15 protein-coding genes and 2 tRNA genes are annotated in these 20,036 nt (G+C 67.9%); 9 read left to right on the top strand and 8 right to left on the bottom strand.

Annotation, left to right across the window (positions count from 1 at the left end; all coding sequences use genetic code 11):
* Positions 1 to 97: 97 nt before the first annotated feature.
* Complete coding sequence (locus tag IT355_16065; GenBank protein ID MCC7054787.1) at positions 98 to 1,507, bottom strand: deoxyribodipyrimidine photo-lyase; 1,410 nt, start codon at positions 1,505 to 1,507, stop codon at positions 98 to 100.
* A 167-nt stretch (positions 1,508 to 1,674) separates the two neighbouring features.
* Here IT355_16065 and IT355_16060 point away from each other — a divergent pair.
* Positions 1,675 to 1,747 (top strand) — tRNA-Ala (locus IT355_16060).
* Positions 1,748 to 1,872: 125 nt separating this feature from the next.
* Here the strand turns inward: IT355_16060 and IT355_16055 are convergent.
* Positions 1,873 to 3,234 carry a hypothetical protein gene (locus IT355_16055; GenBank protein ID MCC7054786.1) on the bottom strand — a complete coding sequence of 454 codons (1,362 nt, stop codon included), beginning with the start codon at positions 3,232 to 3,234 and terminating at the stop codon, positions 1,873 to 1,875.
* A 142-nt stretch (positions 3,235 to 3,376) separates the two neighbouring features.
* Here IT355_16055 and IT355_16050 point away from each other — a divergent pair.
* Positions 3,377 to 3,449 (top strand) — tRNA-Gln (locus IT355_16050).
* A gap of 123 nt (positions 3,450 to 3,572) precedes the next feature.
* Here the strand turns inward: IT355_16050 and IT355_16045 are convergent.
* Complete coding sequence (locus IT355_16045; GenBank protein ID MCC7054785.1) at positions 3,573 to 5,777, bottom strand: site-specific integrase; 2,205 nt, start codon at positions 5,775 to 5,777, stop codon at positions 3,573 to 3,575.
* A gap of 443 nt (positions 5,778 to 6,220) precedes the next feature.
* Here IT355_16045 and IT355_16040 point away from each other — a divergent pair, with 443 nt between their 5' ends.
* The gene (locus IT355_16040; protein MCC7054784.1) at positions 6,221 to 6,922 is read left to right on the top strand and encodes a hypothetical protein; all 702 of its coding nucleotides are present in this window, start codon (positions 6,221 to 6,223) and stop codon (positions 6,920 to 6,922) included.
* 448 nt (positions 6,923 to 7,370) lie between these two features.
* On the opposite strand, the gene IT355_16035 is transcribed toward IT355_16040, so the two are convergent.
* The 5 genes from IT355_16035 to IT355_16015 form a co-directional block, all read right to left on the bottom strand.
* A complete protein-coding gene (locus IT355_16035) occupies positions 7,371 to 8,048 on the bottom strand; it encodes a hypothetical protein (GenBank protein ID MCC7054783.1) in 678 nt (225 codons plus the stop codon).
* A gap of 341 nt (positions 8,049 to 8,389) precedes the next feature.
* Positions 8,390 to 8,800, bottom strand: a complete 411-nt coding sequence (locus IT355_16030) for a hypothetical protein (protein ID MCC7054782.1) — start codon at positions 8,798 to 8,800, stop codon at positions 8,390 to 8,392.
* Positions 8,797 to 9,183 carry a hypothetical protein gene (locus IT355_16025; GenBank protein ID MCC7054781.1) on the bottom strand — a complete coding sequence of 129 codons (387 nt, stop codon included), beginning with the start codon at positions 9,181 to 9,183 and terminating at the stop codon, positions 8,797 to 8,799. Before IT355_16025 ends, IT355_16030 begins: the two co-directional genes overlap by 4 nt.
* Positions 9,184 to 9,392: 209 nt before the next feature.
* Positions 9,393 to 10,358, bottom strand: coding sequence for an AAA family ATPase (locus IT355_16020; GenBank protein MCC7054780.1), 966 nt, complete (start codon positions 10,356 to 10,358; stop codon positions 9,393 to 9,395).
* Between the two features lie 183 nt (positions 10,359 to 10,541).
* Complete coding sequence (locus IT355_16015) at positions 10,542 to 11,156, bottom strand: sigma-70 family RNA polymerase sigma factor (protein ID MCC7054779.1); 615 nt, start codon at positions 11,154 to 11,156, stop codon at positions 10,542 to 10,544.
* A 199-nt stretch (positions 11,157 to 11,355) separates the two neighbouring features.
* On the opposite strand from IT355_16015, the gene IT355_16010 reads away from it, so the two are divergent.
* From IT355_16010 to IT355_15985, 6 genes are all read left to right on the top strand, one after another.
* Positions 11,356 to 11,790: a hypothetical protein gene (locus IT355_16010; GenBank protein ID MCC7054778.1), complete on the top strand. Its 435-nt coding sequence runs from the start codon at positions 11,356 to 11,358 to the stop codon at positions 11,788 to 11,790.
* 238 nt (positions 11,791 to 12,028) lie between these two features.
* Positions 12,029 to 13,357, top strand: coding sequence for a TolC family protein (locus tag IT355_16005; protein ID MCC7054777.1), 1,329 nt, complete (start codon positions 12,029 to 12,031; stop codon positions 13,355 to 13,357).
* Between the two features lie 128 nt (positions 13,358 to 13,485).
* Positions 13,486 to 14,652, top strand: coding sequence for an efflux RND transporter periplasmic adaptor subunit (locus tag IT355_16000; protein ID MCC7054776.1), 1,167 nt, complete (start codon positions 13,486 to 13,488; stop codon positions 14,650 to 14,652).
* Positions 14,653 to 14,657: 5 nt separating this feature from the next.
* Complete coding sequence (locus tag IT355_15995; protein MCC7054775.1) at positions 14,658 to 17,858, top strand: efflux RND transporter permease subunit; 3,201 nt, start codon at positions 14,658 to 14,660, stop codon at positions 17,856 to 17,858.
* A gap of 69 nt (positions 17,859 to 17,927) precedes the next feature.
* A complete protein-coding gene (locus IT355_15990) occupies positions 17,928 to 18,446 on the top strand; it encodes a hypothetical protein (protein MCC7054774.1) in 519 nt (172 codons plus the stop codon).
* Positions 18,447 to 18,578: 132 nt separating this feature from the next.
* Positions 18,579 to 20,006 carry a TolC family protein gene (locus IT355_15985; GenBank protein ID MCC7054773.1) on the top strand — a complete coding sequence of 476 codons (1,428 nt, stop codon included), beginning with the start codon at positions 18,579 to 18,581 and terminating at the stop codon, positions 20,004 to 20,006.
* The last annotated feature ends 30 nt before the right edge of the window (positions 20,007 to 20,036 follow it).

Below are 20,036 nucleotides of genomic sequence, written 5' to 3'. Positions count from 1 at the left end.
AGGGGTGCTCCGACTCGGTGACGGAGCGCCCTTTGTCACGTCTGCCCCCCGCGCCCTGGCCGTTCCGCCAGCGCGGTGGGTCCGGCTGGCGCCGCCCTCAGCCCCAGCGCTGCTCGTAACCGCGCGCGTCGAACTTCCGGTACGCCAGGTCCAGCGACATGTAACGGATCGTGCCCAGCACCGGCCGGCGCTGCCAGGGGCGGTCGAACTTGCCCAGGCACCACTGGATGCCGGCGTGGCTGCTCGGATCGCGGCCGTCCAGCGCGTACCGGTTGTTCAGCCGCACCATCGTGGACAGCGCGTCGGCATAGGTCGCGCTCCAGAGCACGATGTACTTGCCCCAGTACATCCGCATCACGTTGTGCATCCGGCCGGTCGCGAGCAGCTCGCGCTGCGCCGCATTCCACAGCGGATGATGCGTCGCGGCCCGCTCGAACTCGTCGGTGGAGTACACGTGCTCCCGTGGGTCGCCGGCATGGCGCGCCATGTTCTCCCGCACCCAGTTGGGCAGGCCGTCCAGCGTGCCGAACTGTGGGTTCCGCACGCAGAAGTTGAGCGACAGCTCGCGCCAGGTCACCAGCTCGTCGAAGAACTTCGCGACCTGGTCCGGCGCACCGCGCTCGCGCACCGTGCGCGCCACCTCGGCCGCCGCGATGTGCCCGAAATGCAGGTACGGTGACAGCCGGCTCGACCCCTCGACGTCCGCAGGGTCGTTGCGACGCTCGGCGTAATCCGGCAGCACCGCCTGGCAGAAGGCCTCCAGCCGGGCCCGCGCCGCCGTCAGGCCCGGCGCCACCCCGGGCACCGCCGCCACCGAGTGGTCGATCGCACACCGCGCGATCTCGGCGGGCAGGTCCAGCCCGGCGAAGTTCAGGCTCTCCACCTCCAGCGAGCGCCGGAGCGCGGCAGTGACCCGCTTTCGCGGGGGCACATCCGCGACCGGCTCCAGGCTCAGGTCCAGCAGCCGCGCGAGCTTCGTCCGGATGGTCCGGGCGGCGTACTCCTCCTTCGCGAAGGCCCCCGCCGGCACGATGGCGTGGGATTCCACCGCCAGCAGGCGGCAGGGCAGGCGGCTGGCGACGCGGTTCGTCCGGGCGTCGACCCCGGCCGTCGGGAACGCGTCAGTCACGACCAGCGCCGCCCGGGCGGCCAGCCGGTCCACCACCCGGTTGTCGCCATCCAGCCGGTGGCGCAGGTGGAAGAGGTAGGTGTAGCCCAGCGACTCCGCCTGCGCCGCCAGCTCCGCGGCATTGCCGAGGATCATGGCGTGGGTGCGCGCGCTGGCGTACTCGTAGTGGGGATTCAGCCCCTGGTAGATCACCAGCGGCTTGCCCAGCCGGTCGGCCTCCAGCGTGGCTTGCCGGAGGGCCCAGTTCTCGACGAGCCGCTGCGTGGACTGCATCCAGTACAGGACGTACTCCCCCTCGGGCTGGAGGCGGACCGCGTTCCGCGCCTCGGTGCGAAGGGTGAGCTGGTCCTGGACGAAGCGGGAGTCGAATCTGTGCATGGCGGTGTGACGGGGGAACATCTGGCGCGTCTGGGGTACAGAAGGACAGGTCTGCAGTCCGGTTCCCGGGGTAAGGGAGCTGGAGTTGACCTGAGGCGAGAGGGTTACTAGCTTCAGGAGACTGTGCGAGGTGCCGATACACGCTTGTGTGCGGCGCCTACAGAGTCGGGGCTGTAGCTCAGTTGGTAGAGCGCTGCAATCGCACTGCAGAGGTCAGGGGTTCGATTCCCCTCAGCTCCATCGTGTGATTGACAGAGCAAATGCCCGCCGCTGCTCGGTAGGACGGAGAGTTCCAATGACAGCGTGCGTGGCCCAGCTGGTGCAGGGGCGGTGAATCCCACGGGATTCGCCGCCCCTTTTCGTTGTCACTCATCGCCGCTCCCCAGCGCACCGCCTGACGCCGGGTTCAGCCCGGGCCGCGAGCCGTAGCGGAAGGCCCGCAGGTCGTCCCGCATGGCCTGGAAGAGCTCGGCATTGAAGCGGTTCTCATCGCGTTCCGCCGGCCCGTCGAACTCGCTGAAGGCGGAGCCGCTGAATCCGCCGAGGAAGCGCGTGACGGCGGACTCCTGCACGGCGACGCGGAAGTCGCGGGAGATCCAGGTCTGGCCGGCAGCGCCGATGCGGTAGCTGACGCGGCCGCTGATGCCCCCCTGCTCGAACGGGCGCCTCAGCGGCGTGCGCAGCATGGCGGCGGCGCCCAGCGGCAGTTGCCAGTCCGGGGCATGGTCGAAGCGCATCACCCACGCGCGATCCGTCGGCGTGCGCACGAACGACAACGTGCCCTCCATGCCGCGGAACCCGATGGTGAAGATGGAGAACTTCGAGCTGGCATCGATCACCATCCGCAGTGAGTCTGGCATCACACGCGCCGGGCCCTCCAGTGGCTGCAGGCCGCCGTTGCGAACGCGCAGCCGCACGGTGGTGCGACGATCCGCGCTGCGGATCTCCATCCAGCGTGCACCGCGCGCGTCGCGCAGCACCACGTGGAATGCGGCGCCGCCGACGTACTTCGCCACGAACTTCGCGTAGAGCGGGAACTCCGCCTTCATGCGGTCCGGCTGCAGGCGCATGACGACGGTGACCGCCGTCGTGCCGTCGGTGAGTGGCTGGGCGTGCAGCGTGTCGAGGGCGAACATGCGGCCGAGTGCGGCGGTGGTGCGGGGCATGGTGCTGCGCAGGTCGGCGCGCAGGTCGGCGTCACTCCGGCCCTCGGCGCTCGCCAGCGCGCCGCGGAACCCGGTGCCCCAGTCGTTCGGGGTCATGGAGCCGATCGCGAAGTCCACCGAGGTGCGCCATTCATACTCTCCCTCCCGCGCGAGGTGCGTGAGCTGGGTGAGGTGGCGCGCGTCGGCGAGTCGGTCGGGGTAGGCTGCGTTCGCGCGCGGGGTGAAGCGGTAGCGTCCATCCGCCGTCGAGACGCCCTCGGCGAGGAGCAGCCGGGTCTTCGCGTCGGGGCGGCTGGTCCAGACCGTGGTGTCCTCGAAGACCGCCGAGGGCGAGAGGGCACGCTTGCCGATCTTCGCGCGGGCCGCGGCGTAGAACGGTGTGCGTTCGACGATGAGGTAGCGGCGGTAGAGGGCGTCGGCGAGCGTGACGCCGTTGGCCTGCGCCTGGGCGTGGGTGCTGCCGAGGGCGTCCCAGCCGGGTCGGCAGGCCGTGGCGGAGAGGAGGAGGGCGCCGAGGAGGGGGAGGGCGGCGGGTCGGGTGCGGCGTGGGGGTCGGGTCACTGTGGCGCAAGCTAGCCGGGGCGGGCGTGGCTCCCGACTGAGCCGGTGGTGATTCGCGTCAGCCTGTCACGTCCCCTTGAAGCGGGTGGGGAGAACGGCTAGTTTTTCGGCATCCGGCGGCCGCAAGGTGGTCGGGTTGTGGTGCCCCTTGGTGTAACTGGCAACATGTCTGATTCTGGATCAGAAGAGTCCAGGTTCGAGCCCTGGAGGGGCAATACGGAAAGCCCGGCGGTGCCTGCACTTAGGCGCCGCCGGGCTTTCCGTTTATGGCTGCGGTCACAGCGAGCCATATCATTTATGACCGCAGCCATACCTCGGTCATAACGGCTGCCGAACGCTCAGTCATCGCGGCGCGAGCGCGGCGCGGAGCGATGGCTCTCCCGGCTCACATCCGGTCGGCCCGCATCCCGGCGCTTCGGAAACTCCAGGACGCGCGCTCCACTCTGAGGCACATTGCGCGGCATCGCCCCGCGCTTGGTCGGCTGCGTCATGGCGGCTTCCGCCGGGTGGTCTGCGGCCGGGGAGTCTACCGCGGCGCCGCCGCTTTCGCGGCGCGCCAGAAGCTGCGCCATTGGCGTGCTGTGGATCATGGCCTTCTCCGTCTCAGGCAGGCGGAGCGCGTAGCTCTTGTGGAAGGTCGCGAGGTCGCGCCACCCGCCGTACTTGGCGACCTGCTGCGCGTCCCAGCCCTTCGCGAGCAACGCCTGCGCCCATCCGCGCCGGAACGGATGCCAGATGCCACCCTTCTGCTTGAGCAAGCCTGCCCGCTCCGTGAAGCCATCGAGCCACGCGCCAAGCTCGTCGCCAGTCACGTGTCTCGTGACGTTCGTCGCCTTGGGAAACACATATGGCGAGGCGCCCTGCGAACCGACCGTGTTCAGCAACAGGCTGACCATGGGGAGTTCGTCCTTCGGGATCAACACCCTGTGCCGAATCGGGCGACCACCGGACGTGTTCTTCAGGAGGAACGTGATCTGGGGGCCATCGTCGCTCGTGGTGCCTTCCAGATCCACGTTCTCCCACGCCAGCGACGCGATACTACCACGGCGGACGCCGTACAGTCCGGCCAGCACGATGCCGACACGCGCGAACAGCGCACGTCGGAGGGCGTAGCTCAAGTCGAGCCCCTGCTTCGTCGTCATGTCGGCCGTTGTCCGGATCTGGCTCTCGAGATCGTCGATGAGCGCGTCAAGGAACGCGATCAAACGCTCCGAACGCTCAGGGTTGGCTGACGGACGATGCGCATCGTCGTTCTGGAAGAGCCGCGGCATGACCGGAAGGCTGAGTCGTACCAGCGGCTCGCCGCGACCATCCGTCGTGCGGGCGCACCAGTTCCAAAGGATGGCGAAGGTGGTCAGGTCAGCGTTCACCGTTCCCTCCGTGACGGCCGTCGCCTTGATGATGTCCACACGGCCCCAGTGCCCGTTGCGGTCCACAGGGCGGTACCGGAAACCAGGTGCGAGCCGTGCTTCACAGTGCCGCTTCAGGTCATTTCGCCCTACCGTCTCGAGGGCCGTCTCCGGGCCGAGCGACGCGGTGAGCGCGGCCAGCGCGCTGCGGTATGAGGACTGCGTCTTCGGTGTGAGCCGTTCCATGTCCTCCGACGCGACGTAGCGCTCGACGGCCGTCATTACCGACGTCTGGCCGCCATTGTCCGCCGGGTCAGCCACGGTGCCCTGCGTTGCCCCCGTATTCAGGGGCATTCCGCGCTTTTCGGCGGCGACCCGTCGCAGGAATTCGACGGCGAGACCGCGCGCGACGGCTCGGTCGCTTGTGTCCAAGGACCGCTGACGGACTTCCTTGTTGAGCGCACCCGTCTTGGCGTCGCGGACGAAGACAGCATGCCTCCGATGGAACGTGCCGTTCGCCTTGCGCACAACCTGCACGGAGTGCCCGTGTGCCTCGACGATGAAGCTCGTCGGGTCATCGACCTTCGCGGCCTTCTTCTTTCCCATGCGCGTCTCTCTCATGCGTTCGAGATGGGCCTGCTGTTTGGGCGAGACGGGGGGAGGCGTCGGCATCGCAGCGAGTTCGCGCGCGTGTGCAGACATCTCCTCACCCAGCGGTCCGAGGTCGTCGGAGACGCTGTCCGGCTTCGCAGCCGCGTCGGTCGACACGGCTGTGGCGAGGGTGAGAGGGCTGAGCGGGGGGAGCGCGTCCGTCGCCTGCCCGTCGGGCTGGTCGGGATCACCGACCATCGGCGGCGTGGGCGGAGTATCCGCCTTTGGCACCTCAAGTCCGGCGATATGGTGCTCGGCCCGCGAGAGGCACGCCTCGACATCAGGCTGGACGACCGCGAACCAAGCCGCGTCCTGCGGGGAGGTGAGCCGGGTCACCACGTCAGGGCGGAAGGCCAACCGAACGCTCTCCGCGCGCACTCCTGCGCCATCGAGCACGAGTGTCTTGCCGAAGACACTGAACCACCGCGACTCGCCTGCGCCGAACGCCTGCAGGAACTCCGGATGGAGCGCCGAGCAGAGGATGGCGGCGAGGGCGCTGTGCGTGGACCCTGCGTCGGGACCTGTGGTGCCGAAGTCGATCACGAGAGCCTGCGGTTGCGACCGCGGGTCAGTCCACAGTCGCTCCGTAGCGTACGCGACTTCTTGCCGGCCGCCGGGTGAGCGCCAGCGCCCAGAACCGCATCCACGCGACATGCCGCCATCGTCGCGGTGATGTGACCTTGCCCGACAGCTCCGGCTAGACGGACGGGAGGCGTCCGGCAAAGTCGAACCTCGTGCGCGCTGACCTGACCAGCGAGTACGTGCAGGACGTGGTAGATTCGATCAGATGACTCTCCCCCGGCGATCACTGGCGCGTACGCGAGTCGAAGGGTCCGGATCAGGTCGAGGACCGCAGCAATGACCGGGGGTGTGGCTGAAGCAGCAGTGTCGCGTTGCATGCTGCAGAGCCTCGGAGTACAATCAGACAGATAAGCGACGGTATCCGCCATGGCGCCGCGCTCCAACTTCTGACTGAGGTGCCGCCGATGGCACGACCGCTCATGAGCCCCGAGGACATACAGATTCGCCGGGACACGGCCGTGTTTCTGCTCGAGGGAGGGGCGACGTCGGTCCGAGCCGTCGCCGAATTCGTGAAGGCGCACCCATCCTCGGTCCATGGCTGGAAGAAGGCCCAGGAGGCTGACGGCATCGCCGCCGAGGTCGTATTCGACCGGCACCGCACGAAGGGGGCAGCCTGGAACGAGGGTGACGCGCTCGAGAAGCAGGCGAAGCGTGCGGCTCGTCGGGCTCAGAAAGAGGCGGCGGCGAATACCGCGCCCATCGTCGACACCATCGACGTGGTGGCGGACGCGCTCGAGATCGGCCCACCGCGCTTCAAGCGGAATCGTGCCCGGCGCATGGGTGATCGGCTCCGCGAGAAGCTTGGCTTGCCAGATCTGGACCGCCCCATCTCTGCGATTGCCCCCGCGTTGGACGAGCATGCTGAACGTGCGGGCTGGGCGGTGCCGGCACTGCGTATGCGAGTTGCCGGCCTTCTCATGCACGATGCGCTGAGTCTCGGGCGCGGGGGCCTGACTACCGCCCAATTGCGCTCACGACTTGGCGCGGCGTTCCAGGAGAGCGATGAGGACGACGGGGATTTCAACGCGCAGTTCGATGAGGCACTGCGCCGTTTCGGATTCGCACGTGCGAGCGATGGTCGATGGCAGATTCCACACGCGCGATGAAGATGCGGCACAACGCACAGCACGCAGCGGGACGACGGTGACAGGCCTCGTGCCCATACCATCGTGGCGCTGCGTGTCTGCACCGTGACGTGCTACGCGGCGTGTTGCGTCATCGGGTGAACGTCTCCGTTCGTGACGTCATCGAGCACTCGGTCCAGATGGGCCTCGTGCAGCGCAACGCCGAGCAGGTGCTGCGCGACGCCATACCACGCGTCGACATCATCCGTGCGTGACGGGACGACGCCACTGACCACCGACTTCCAGAGCCGCGCGTACCGCACCTGCGGGACGGCGGGTACTGCACTCGATCCGGCGGAACTCGGGTTGTTTGCCATGCGCGCTCCTGCGAGAGAGATCATCGGCGTGTACATCACGCCGATGCCGCAGGGTGAGCACCGCATATCGGGGGCACCGACCGTCGGGCGTGACGCCGAGAGGGCACGCGCACTCAGAACGGCAGACCTTCGGGAACGCCCGCCGGATGGAGCGCCGGCGTATCGACTGCGCCGAGCGGCCCGAAGTTGATCTTGGCGAGCGCGTGCCGACGCGGCAGACGGATCGGCCCGGTGGTCTCTGGCACACTGAGCAGCGCCGCGGCGCTCGCGCGGCCGGCCATCGCGACCGCGGCCGCCCGCGAGGTGACGGGAACCCACGGGTGCAGCTCGAGCGCGCGAACCGTCTCGATGACTCGGGTGAATTCCTCGTCCTCTGCAGCGGCGAGGTCGTTCTGGCGGTGCATCGCGTCCTGCAGCCGCTGCATGAATGCCGCCGCGCCAGGCAGGGGGCCATGATCTGCGACCGAGAAGATCGTGATCGCGTCCGGCGGTGTCTCCGCACACACTCCGAACTCACGACACAACGCCGCAAGCACCGCGGTATCGCGGTCGGATACACTCACTGCATCCGCCGCCGCGAGCGTGTGTGCAATCACGCGGCGAAGCCACAAGTGGATCCCAGCAATGGTCGGACCTCCACGCCACTCGTGGCTGATCGTCTCGTGCAGCGTGGCGTACCCGTGCGCCAACCCGAAGTATGGGAACGCGAGAATGGAGGTCAGCAGACTCCCGGCGACGATGCCAATCGCGTTCTTCGTCTCCTCGATCAGTGCAGCGACCTCACGGTTCACGGCCTGCTGCGTGTCATCCGCACGCGAGAGCGGGGGACCAGCGGGGATTCGAGCAGTCATGTGATTGCACTCCATGCGTGGTGTGGTGATGGATCTCTCGCCGTCGCGATGCGTCGGCTTCTGGAACGTGCTGCTGGTCCGCGTACCGGCACGGACTCGGACCGATCCCGCGCAAACAGCCCTCGTGGCCGAGGGAGCGGGAAAGGACGAGCCGTGGCGCTGTGTCGTCGTGCGGTGTCGTCACCCGGTGAACGCGTGCGTCGGTGCCTCTACTGTGTTATCGCACGCGTGTGCACACCGTTACCGGACAGCCAGCTATTCATTGCGCCGACCGTCATCCGTCAGGCCGCGACGTCGACGTGTGTTGCGCTGGGCGCGGCGCACATCGGCGCTGCTCGCGCACGCACCACGGCGCGCAGCTCGCGGGCGAGTGTGCGATGGATCAGCGTCACGACCTTTCGCACGCGCTGGCGTTCTTCGTCGCGCAACGGCGCGACTCCGCTGGCGTCCGCCCGTAGGCCCGCAGCCACGGCGAGGACGAGCAGCGCCGCGTCCTGCTCGGTCATCACGACGCACGCCTGCCGCGGGGTCAGGCGGATCGCGCGTGCGTCTTCGTCGCTTGAGCTGACGGCGGACAGCACGTCCGTGCTGCGTGCCGTCTCGGTGGTCAGTGCGGACGCGGCGTCCGCTCCCACCGGGCGGAGCACAAGCACCTCGACCGTGCGCGTTGCACCTGGGGGTGTCGCGCTCACGCTGCCAGGCCGCCGGATACGGGACTCGGCACTTGCCGCCGCCGTCGCGCGCCCGCGTGCAGAAACGCATGCAATTCGAGCATGGCCGCGTGCGTGCGCGCACTGATCCATGCGAAGAGCGCGTCATCCGTCTCGGCAGTGCAAAGTTCGAGCTGCGCCGCAATGGTGATCAGCGCGTACTCGAGATACTCATCGCGCGACAGCACAGGGCACCGAAGTCCGCAATACAGCGGGTCGACATATCGCACGATCCGGCGACGCATGCATTGGAGGAACTGTGTCATCGCTGGCAGACCGAACTCTTCAACTTCCGAAAGTGCGTTGCGCTGCAGCGCGAGGAGCGGGGTAAGGGGCGGAATGGGGTAGATGCGAGTCGGGGCCATCAGGATACTCCTCCGGCCGGTGCCGGGTGCGTGGTGGTCTGCGCGTGGCGCGTTCGCCGCGCCGCGCCGCACCGTTAGCCTGCCGGTGCTGTGGCGGGGGCGGAGTACGCGAAGGTGTTTCACGACCGCCGCGCACCAGCGTGCGCGCGGCAGCCAGGGTGCGCGGCACCGAGGACGCGAGGCCAAGCGGCGTAGCGCTGCGCTTCGCATCATGCGTCACCTCGTGCGTCCATCAGGTCGACGTGCGTGCGCTGCTGCGTCAGCGCGTCTGCCACCGCTTCGAGCACGCGCTGCGTGACGGCATGCAGGAGTCCGCGCAGCCCGATGAAGTCGGGTGTGTCGCCGGGTGCCGGCAGCGTCGCGGCATACGCCTCGATCCCCGTGACGGTGACGCCGAGCCGCAGCGCGAAGGCTTCGACATCGCGCAGCTTGATGCGTGCGATGCTTGCGCGCGTCGACGCCCCGGGCATCGGGAGCATCCACACCGGACCGAGGCGATCCACCAACTCTGAACTCAGCCCGACATCGATCAGGTCCGCGGGCGTGAGCGCACGATCTGACGGCGCCATGGCGAATGCCCCCGCGCACAGCACGATGCTGTTCCGCAACGACCAGCGAAACGGTGCCGAGGCATCGTCGTACTGCACGAGCAAATCACTCTCAGGATCCAGTACCGGCAGTAGCGATTGCTGCTTCCCTAGGCGTGCGGCAGCTGCACTCCCTTCCAGCGCGATTCCAGCGTGCCGGAGGCTGATCTTGTCGAGCTCATCGAGCAGCACGACTGACGGCAGTGCGACGGTCGTCGTCGGGACGGTGATGCGCCGCGAGAACTCGTCGCGGACGAAGAGGGACGGATGCAGCAGGCGACACGCATCGCCGATCTGCGCGCCCCTCCATCCGGTCTCGGCGAGATCGACCACCGGAATGATGACGGCGGGCAGACGTACGATGGACGCAATGAGCCGCAAGAGGCGCGTCTTGCCGCTGCCGGCTGGTGCGACAAACACCGCTCTCAGGGCATAGGGTTCGTGAACATGGCGCGTCAGCGCAAGCGCCAGCGTCGTGAGCACTCGCTCGACATCCGGACCAGCGTCGGTGCCGAATGCGTGGAGTAGCTGTTCCAGAATGCGTGCGAGTGTGCTGCGCGGATCGTCGTCGAGATTCATCGACGGCATGGCCAGCGTTGGCTCAGAGGGCGGTTCGTCGTGTGTGGGCTCGTGAAATTCATCGATAGGTGGCATCGCGGCGGATCAGAGTGTGAACGCACGGGGCGGCATGCCCTCATCTCGTATCGCATCGCTGTGCAACGCACGATTCCACACTGCCCGGCGGCGCTCGCGCGGCGCTGACGCTGGCGCTCACGGTGCGTACGGGGCGAGCGCCGCGCGCAGATGCGTTTCGACCTGTGCGAGGCGGTTGTAGACCGTCCGACGGCTGACGCCCAGCGCGGCCGCTGCTTCAGTCTTAGGCAACTCATGCTCGGCGACCAACACCCACGTGCGCTGATGCGAGACAGGCAGTCCCTCGAGCGCCGCGTCATGTGCGAGCCGCACCGCGCGGTCGCGCCATGTGCGCGAGTCGTCATCGCCATGGACCGTGCTGTTCCTGGCATGCGTGCCGAGCAGCACCTCCTCGATCTCGGCATCGGAGACACCAATCCCGGGGCGTGCCTCCGTGAGCAGCCGGCGCCACGCGACGGTGGTGAGCCAGCGCAGCAATCCGTTGTTGTTGGCGTTGGGACACGCGCCACGCTGCAGCGCCGGCAAGGCGTCGACCAACGTGTCCTGCGCGAGGTCCTCGGCGGCCAGCCATGGCTTGCCAGGTGCGCGCGTGATCAGCGTCGCGCAGATGCGAACGAGGTGTGGGCGCGTTGCGTCGTACAGTTCACCGGCGGCGGCCTCGGTGGCCGTGGTCGTACTGGCGGTCGTGAGTGCCGCGAGGAGTGCGGCGAGACGACTGGGTGGAACGATCATGTGCGGCTCCGGACTTGGAGCGGCGCCGGTGGTGGCGGCCGCAGCGCCCGAGGGCGATGCGCGAGGGTCAGGTGTGAGGGCCGGGGGCTGCGGTCGCGATTTTCGGTTGCGGCGGCCGGGGTGTCGCAGCTACGGTGTGCGGGCCGGCCTAGACGAGAAGATTGGGAACGTCAGTCGGCCCTCCGGACTATCTTTGGACATGCTCCTCGCCAGCCGCGCATTCCTTCTGGTCCTCGGGTTCCTCTCGCTCCAGCTGTCGCTGGTCAGCGGTGGAGACCGGTGCCCGGTCGTGAACCTGTTCGCCGGGAGTGCCAGCCTCACGGGCACGGCGTCGATGTCGGGGATGGACATGGGCGGCATGGCGATGGCCGGCATGGACATGTCGTCTGCGGATCACGCAGCGGAAGGTGTGCCGGGCTTGGGGACCGGCCACGATGAGCCGCCCTGTGACACGCACGGCGAACGCACCGGCTGCGACTCGATGACGGTCTGCACCTTCGCCGCAGTCACCACAGCTGGGCCGCCGCAGATTCGGCTACCAGTGCCGATGGTCCATGCGCTGCAACTGGTCGTCCGCATGCCGGTGACCGAGGCCAGCGCGCCGGATCACCCGCCACCGAAACCGATGTCCTGACGGTTCCGCCTGGCAGCACGCCAGGCGGTTCGTCCGTGCGTGACCGCCGATCCGGCGTCGCGCGCGGCACCGATGCTCGCACCACGCCGTCATGCCGACGGCACTGCGCGCACCCGGACCACTCTCGTCGGACATTGCCATGTTTCCCCACGACTGCCCTCGGCAGCCACGTTCGTGGCTGCCACCGGTCTGCCGTCGGCTTCTGGATCGCAGCGCACGAACACGACAGACGCAGGCGGTGATCGCGACGCTCGGCTTGCTGTCGTCGCCACTGCTGCCCGCCACCGTCAGTGCACAGCCACGACCTGCGCCCGATAGCGCCTCCCTCGAGGCGCTGATCGCCGTCGCCACCGCCTCCAGCCCAACGCTGCGTGCTGCCCGGTTCCGCGTTGACGCCATGCGCTCGCGCGTCGGTCCGGCAGGTCTGCGTCCCGATCCGATGCTGACGGTGGGCCTGCGGGACTTCCCGGCCAGCAGACCGGGATTCTATGACTCCTTCACCATGAAGATGGTGGGGGTCCGCCAGACGATTCCATATCCGGGCAAGCTCGGTCGCGACCGCCGCATCGCCACCCGCGAGGTCGAGGCGAGCGAGGCGGCCGTCACGGTCACGCGACTCGACGTGATCCGCGACGTGCAGCGCGCGTACTACGAGATCGCTTTCACCGACCGGGCGCTCGACGTGGTCAACCGGAATCGTGACCTGCTGGTCGATGTGGTTAAGGTGGCGGACTCGCGATACGGCGTTGGCCAAGGTGGCCAGCAGGACGTGCTGCGCGCGCGCATCGAGGCAGGCCGACTCGGCGAGCAGGCCGTGACCCTGATCGAGCAGCGACGCGCGGCGCTCGCGCGGCTCAACGCCGTTCTCGACCGGCCGGTCGAGACACCGCTAGTCGGAGCTGAGGTGCCAGGGCGCATCGCGCGTGCGGCGGTCGCGGACTCCGCCGGTCAGGTCAGGTTCGTGTCGGCCACGCTTGGTGCGCGCGCCGCGAACTCGCCACTGCCGCCGGTGGATGCGCTGACGACGATGGCGCTCGATGCGAGTCCGATGCTGCGCGAGGCGCAGGCCACCATCGCCGCGCAGACGACCCGCGTCGAACGCGCCGGGAAGGAGCACCTTCCCGACTTCGAGGTGGCGTTCGACTATGGGCAGCGTCGCGGGTTCACGGACCTCGTGACGGCGACTGTCGCAATCCCCATCCGTCTGCAGCGTCGAGCCCGCGAAGACCAGCTCTCCGCCGCTGCGCGCGCGGACCTTGCCGCCCTCGAGTCGGAGCTCGCTGCACGGCGCAATGCGATCCGCGCCGAGGTCGTGCGCCTGAGTGCTGATCTCGAGCGGCAGCGCACACAGCTCGCCCTCTACAAGACGGCGATCATCCCGCAGGGCCGTGCCGCGCTCACGTCGTCGCTGGCGAGCTATCAGGTCGGCCGCGTCGAGTTCCTCCCCGTGCTCGAAACCCAGGCGACGCTGTTCAACTACGAGACGGAGTGTTTCCGCGTGCTCACGGATTTTGCCACGACACTGGCGGAGCTCGAACGTGTCGTCGGCAGGGAGATCCTCCCATGACCGCCGCACTGCGCACGCGATGGTTGGTCGGACTCGGACTGGCCACGATGGTGATCGGCGCGCTGTGGATCTGGCGAAGCCGTGTGTCTCGCGAGGGAACGATGCCAACGGCGCGTTCGAGTGACGGCATGGCCGGCATGGAGGGAATGCAGGGCATGACCGGCATGACGATGAGCGCTGATGGCTCCGTCGCGCTCACTGCCGGCCAGATCCGCACGTTCGGCATCACCTTTGGGACCGCGGACATGCGCACGCTGACGAATGAGGCACGGGCGACGGGCAACGTGATGGTCGATGAGACCCGCGTCGTGCAGGTTGCACCGCGCGTCGCCGGATTCGTCGAGCGGCTGTACGTGAACGTCACCGGGCAACCGGTGCGTCGCGGACAACCGCTGCTCGAGCTGTACGCCCCGGATCTCGTTGCGGCACAGCAGGAGCTGCTGCTCGCCGCCGGGCTGCAGCGCACCCTCGGCCAGAGCGCGGTGCCAGGCTTGCCGGACAATTCCACCGATCTGGTGGCGGCGGCGAGGCGCCGACTACTGCTCTGGGAGGTGTCGGAGCGGCAGATCGACGAGATCCTGCGAACGGGGCGTGTGCGTCAGACGATCACACTGCACGCCCCCGCGACCGGAGTCGTCATGCAGCGACCCGTCGTGCAGGGTCAGGCGGTGATGTCGGGCCAGATGCTCTACACGATCTCCGATCTGTCGCGTGTGTGGGTCGAAGCGGACCTGCGCGGAGCGGATGCGGCCAGTGTGCGTGCTGGCACGACCGCCGGCATCGAGATCACCGGGCTTCCAGGCCGGTCGTTCACCGGGCGCGTCGAGTACGTCTACCCGACCGTGCAGGCGGACGCGCGGACGACGCGTGCGCGCATCGCGCTCGACAACTCGAACGGCGCACTCAGGCCCGGCATGTACGCGCTGGTGCGCCTGTCGACGCCATCGCGTGACGCGCTCACGGTCCCGACCTCCGCCGTGCTCCGCACAGGCGAGCGCGCTGTGGTGTTCATCGATCTGGGTGCCGGCACACTGCAGCCGCAGGACGTGGAGGTTGGCGCGACCGCGGGTGACTACACGGAAATCCTCGCTGGCGTCGAGCCCGGGCAGCGCGTCGTCACCTCCGCACAGTTCCTCCTGGACTCCGAGTCGAATCTGGGCGAGGTGATGAAGAGCATGCTGAGCATGGGCAGCGGCATGCAAGGCATGGAAGGCATGGACGGCATGCAGATGAAGGGCGCGGATACGAAAGGCATGAAGGGCATGCCGGGCATCACCAAGAACAGCAAGCGCTGACGGCCATGCTCAAGTCCATCATCCGCTGGTCCGTCAGCCATCCGCTTGCCGTCTGCCTGACGACCGCGCTCGTCTCCGCCGCCGGTGTCTGGGCGTTGCTCACCACACCGGTCGACGCGATCCCGGACCTGTCCGATGCGCAAGTCATCGTCATGACCGAGTGGCCGGGACAGGCACCACAGCTCGTCGAGGATCAGGTCACGTATCCGCTCGAGGCCGAGCTGCTCAAGGTGCCCAACATCAAGTTCGTGCGCGGGATGTCGCAGTTCGGTCTCTCGGCGGTGTACGTCGTCTTCGAGGACGGTACGGACCTCTACTGGGCACGCACACGGGTGCTTGAATACCTGAACGCGGTGCGCGGCAAGCTGCCCGACGGTGCCGTGCCCATGCTCGGGCCCGACGCGACGGGTGTCGGCTGGGTGATGCAGTACATCCTCGCCGACACCACCGGCACGCGAACCCTGGCCGACCTGCGCGCGCTGCAGGACTTCACTGTCCGACCGGCATTGACGGCGGTGCCTGGCGTCGCAGAGATCGCGTCGTTCGGCGGCTTCGAGAAGGAATACCAGGTGCAGGTCGATCCGGCGAAACTGCTCGCGTTCAACGTCTCGATCACGAAGGTCGCCGACGCCGTCCGCGCGTCGAACCAGGATGTCGGCGGCCGAGTGCTCGAGATGGGCGGAACGGAGTATGTCGTCCGGGGACGCGGGCGCTTCACGTCGCTCGATCACCTGCGCAACGTGTCCGTCGGCACCGGCATGGACGGCGCGCCAATCACCGTGCAGGACGTCGCCACTGTGCAGGAGGGCCCCGCCTTGCGACGAGGCATCGCGGATCTGGATGGTCGTGGAGAAGTCGTGACCGGCTGGGTCGTGATGCGCTACGGCGCGAATCCGCGGGAGGTGATCGACAGTGTGAAGGCGAAGATGGCAGAGATCCAGCGCGCACTACCGGCTGGCGTGCGCTTCGTCGAGGGCTACGACCGCTCCGGCCTGATCGACCGGGCGGTCGCGACGTTGCGCGAGAAGCTGCTCGAGGAATCACTCATCGTGGCCTTGGTCGCGATCCTGTTCCTGCTGCACGCCCGCAGCGCGCTGGTCGCCATCGTCACGCTGCCCATCGGCATCGTGATGGCACTGCTCGCGATGCGGGCACTTGGGCTCTCGGCGAACATCATGTCGCTCGGCGGCATCGCCATCGCCATCGGAGCGATGATCGACGCGGCCATCGTAATGGTCGAGAACCTGCACAAGCACATCGAGCGCAACGAGGCGGAGGGGCGGCCACGGTCGCATGCGACGCTCGTGATCGAGTCTGCACAGGAAGTGGGACCGGCGCTCTTCATCTCGCTACTGATCATCACGGCGTCCTTCCTGCCTGTGTTCGCGCTGCAGGATCAGGAGGGCCGCCTCTTCAAGCCCCTCGCGTGGACCAAGACGCTGGCCATGGCCGCAGCCGCCATGCTCTCGGTCACGCTCGTGCCGGTCATGATGGGCCTGTTCATCCGGACGGGCGTCAAGCCCGAGGCGGCCAATCCGGTGAACCGGCTGCTGATCAGGGCGTACCGGCCCGTGATCGCGCTCATCCTGCGGCACCGCTGGCCGACGATCCTGGCGGCGGTCGCCGTGCTGGGCGTGAGCATCGTGCCATGGCTGCGAGTCGGCAGCGAGTTCATGCCGCCGCTGAACGAAGGCGCGATCATGGACATGCCGTCGCTGTTGCCCGGTGTCGGTACCGCGCAGGCGCGCCAGATCCTGCAACAACGTGACGCGGCGCTGGCGCGCATTCCCGAGGTGCAGACCGTCATGGGGAAGATCGGTCGCGCCGAGAGTGCGACCGATATGGCGCCAATGTCGATGATCGAGTCGATTGCGATCCTCAAGGACCGGCGTGACTGGCGCCCCGGGGTGACCTATGACTCCATCGTGTCGCAAGCCAACGCCACCGTGCGGACGCCCGGTGTCGGCAACATGTGGAGCATGCCGATCAAGAACCGCCTCGACATGCTGGCGACCGGCATCAAAACGCCGGTGGGCATCAAGGTGTTCGGCACGTCACTCGACACGCTCGACCGCATCGGTCGGCAGATCGAAGCCGTCCTCCCCGGCGTCGCCGGTACAAATACCGTCTTCGCCGAACGCGCCGTCGGTGGGCGGTATCTCGACGTGACGGTGAACCGCGAAGCGGCTGCTCGGTACGGGCTCACGGTCGCGGAGGTGCAGACGGCGCTCAGCACGGCCGTGGGCGGCGTCGATGCAGGGCAGGTGATCGCGGGTCGCGAGCGCTTCGGTGTACTGGTGCGATACCCGCGCGAACTGCGTGATTCACCGGACATGCTGCGCAGCGTCCTCGTGATGACGCCGAGCGGTGCGCAGATCGCGCTCGGTGACCTGGCGCGCGTGGACGTGGTGCAGGGCTCGACGCTGATCAAGTCGGAGAACGCGAACCTCAACAACGTCGTGTACGTGGACGTGCAGGGGAGGGACATCGGCGGGTACGTCGAGGACGCGAAGCGCCTGTTGCTGGAGAAGCTTCTGCTGCCTCCCGGGTATCGCCTCGAATGGTCAGGACAGTTCGAGTCGCTGGAGCGGGCCACGCAGCGGCTGCGCATCGTGGTCCCCCTCACGCTGCTGATCATCATCGCACTGCTGTACCTCAACTTCCGCAGTGTGGTCGAAGTCGCAATCGTGATGCTGTCGCTGCCGTTCGCGCTGGTGGGCGGCGTCTGGCTGCTGTGGCTGCTCGAATACAACATGAGCGTCGCCGTCGCCATCGGCTTCATCGCCCTCGCGGGCGTGGCTGCGGAAACGGGCGTGATCATGCTGCTGTATCTCGACCAAGCGTACAACGACCGTCGGGCGCGCGGCGACATGAAGCACCGCGCGGACGTGGACGCCGCCATCGAGCATGGCGCCGTCGAGCGCGTGCGTCCCAAGATGATGACGGTGACGGCGATCATGGCCGGTCTCGTGCCGATTCTCTGGAGCCAAGGCACAGGCGCGGATGTCATGAAGCGCATCGCGGCACCCATGGTAGGCGGTATGCTCACTAGCACAGTGCTGACCCTGATCGTGATCCCGGCGATCTACTCGCTGTGGAAGGAGCGCGAGGTGCGGCGCGCGTTGGTCAGTGGCGCCGTGAACGAGTTCGGCGTTGTTGTCCGACGGGCCGCGTCACCGACGGCACCTTCGATGCACGAGACATGAGTCGAGCTGCACGTCCAGAAGTCATCGCGTCACGCGTTTCACAACACACCCACATCGGAGTTCGTCAGCATGCATAATCATCTCGGCCCTGTCGTCATGCGCGCCTTCCTCGCGCTCCTTGCTGCCGCCTGTACGAAGGCGGAGGGCCCGCAGAACCAGGACAGCGCACGCTCGACAGCTGGTGCGTCTGCTGCAAACGACACCGGTGGGATGCCCGCCATGAGGGGGATGGCGAGCATGTCGGGCCAGAGTGGCACGATGGATAGTTCAATGGCCGGAATGCCCGTCGAGATGCGTACGCACGTGATGGCCATCACGGGTGCCACGGGAGAAGCCATGACGGTGATGCTCCCGAAGCACCGCCAACTGGTGGCGAACATGATCGCACGCATGAATGGCGAAATGCGCGACATGCAGATGGCGAGTGACGCCGCGTGGTCGGCGACCGTCGATTCGCTGCGCGCTGACCTGATCCGGTTGCCGGAGATGAGCGGTCCGGAGTTGAAGGCGATGATGCCAGCGCATCTGGCGCGGGTGACACGCTTGAACGTCATGCACGCAGGGATGATGCGTGGCATGGCGCGGTAGATGCCCGCGCCCGGAAAGCGACGGCGGCCGCGTGTCGATCCGGCACGGCCGGCGTTACGGGACCCGCTCTGGTTGACGCCTCAGGAGGGAGTGCGTACTTTACGCACAGTAAAGCATACCCATTCCCGACGCATGAATCTCCTTCTGTTCCGGCTGCGGCACGCAAGCGCGTTTTGCGTGGCCATCGCGGCTCTTTCGGGTTGTGCGCACCTCTCGGCGAACGACGGGATCGACGGAGTGAATCGCGCCGTTACCTCCCGCACTGACTTCGAGGCGAGTTGGCTTCGTGATCGCGGGGCCGACTCCGTGGCCGCCGCGTACGCCGCGCAGGCGCTCCACGGCGTCGTCCCCGTCGACACGGCCATTCGCATCGCGCTGCTCCGCAACAAGCGGCTGCAGGCGACGTTCGAGGACCTCGGGATCGCGCAGGCTGACGTCGTGCAGGCAGGCCTTCTCGCGAACCCGGTGTTCAGCGGCGGCCGTTTCGTCGCTGACGGGGGCGGCCCGGGCATCCTCCAGCTCGGACTCGCCCTGCCGTTCATCGACTATCTGCAGCGCCCGTCTCGTCGCAGTGCCGCGCGGCAGGCGTACGCGGCCGAGCAGTCGCGCGTGGCGGCCGCCGTGATCGCAACGGTCGCGGATGTTCGAGTCGCGTATGCGGAAGCACAGGCGGCAGCACAGATGGAAGAGCTGCGTTCCACCGTCCTGCAAGCGACGGAGGCCAGCGCCGTCGCCGCTGGTGCCCTGCACGATGCCGGCAACGTCTCGGACTTCGACCTCGCGCAGCAGCAGGCGATGGCCGCCGATGCGCGCCTGGCGCTACTGACCGCGCGTGGTGAGCGTGTCGCGCATCTCGCCGCGCTCGCCCGCGTGATGGGCGTCACGAGCGACTCATCGTGGACTCCGGCGCCGCGTCTCGGCTTGCCGGCGGATACCCTGCCGCCAGTGCAGGTGCTGGCGCCGCTCGCGCAGGCGCGGAATCTGGAACTGCACGCGGCGTTTGAATCCGCCGCTGCCGCTGGTCGCCTCGCCGGACTCGCGAACACGTTCGCGCTTCTGCCCGATGGCAGCATCGGCGTGGGCCGCGAGACCGATCCCGACGGCCGATTCACCGGTGCGACGCTCACCGTGCCGTTGCCGCTGTTCGATCAGGGGCAGGGGCGAGTCGCCCGCGCGCGTGCCACGTTCCGACAGGCGGTCGACCGCCACGACGCGCTGGCCGTCGAGATCGCCGCCGACGTCACGGCGCTGGCGGCCCGTGTCGAGGCAGCGCGTGAGCGCGCGGTGCATCTGCAGCGCACGGTCCTGCCGCTGCGCGCCAAGTTGGTCGCCGAATCGCAGCGCTTCGTGAATGCGATGGAGCAGAGCGTGTTCACACTGCTCCTCGCCCGTCAGGCCGAGATCGACGCGGGGCAGGCCTACGTTGAGGCGCTGCGTGATTACTGGAGCCTTCGCGCGCGGCTCGAGCAAGCCGTCGGTGGCTCATTCCAGCCGCTGAGGCCGGACGAACAGGCAACGGGCGGTGTACGACGACCGATGCAATCTCCGAGGACGCCATGAGCGACACACCAATCTCGCGTCGTGCCCTGC

The organism is Gemmatimonadaceae bacterium (assembly GCA_020851035.1).
Lineage (GTDB): Bacteria > Gemmatimonadota > Gemmatimonadetes > Gemmatimonadales > Gemmatimonadaceae > JACMLX01.
Note: the sequence above shows the minus strand (reverse complement) of the source record. Positions and strands in the feature narration are given on the sequence as shown.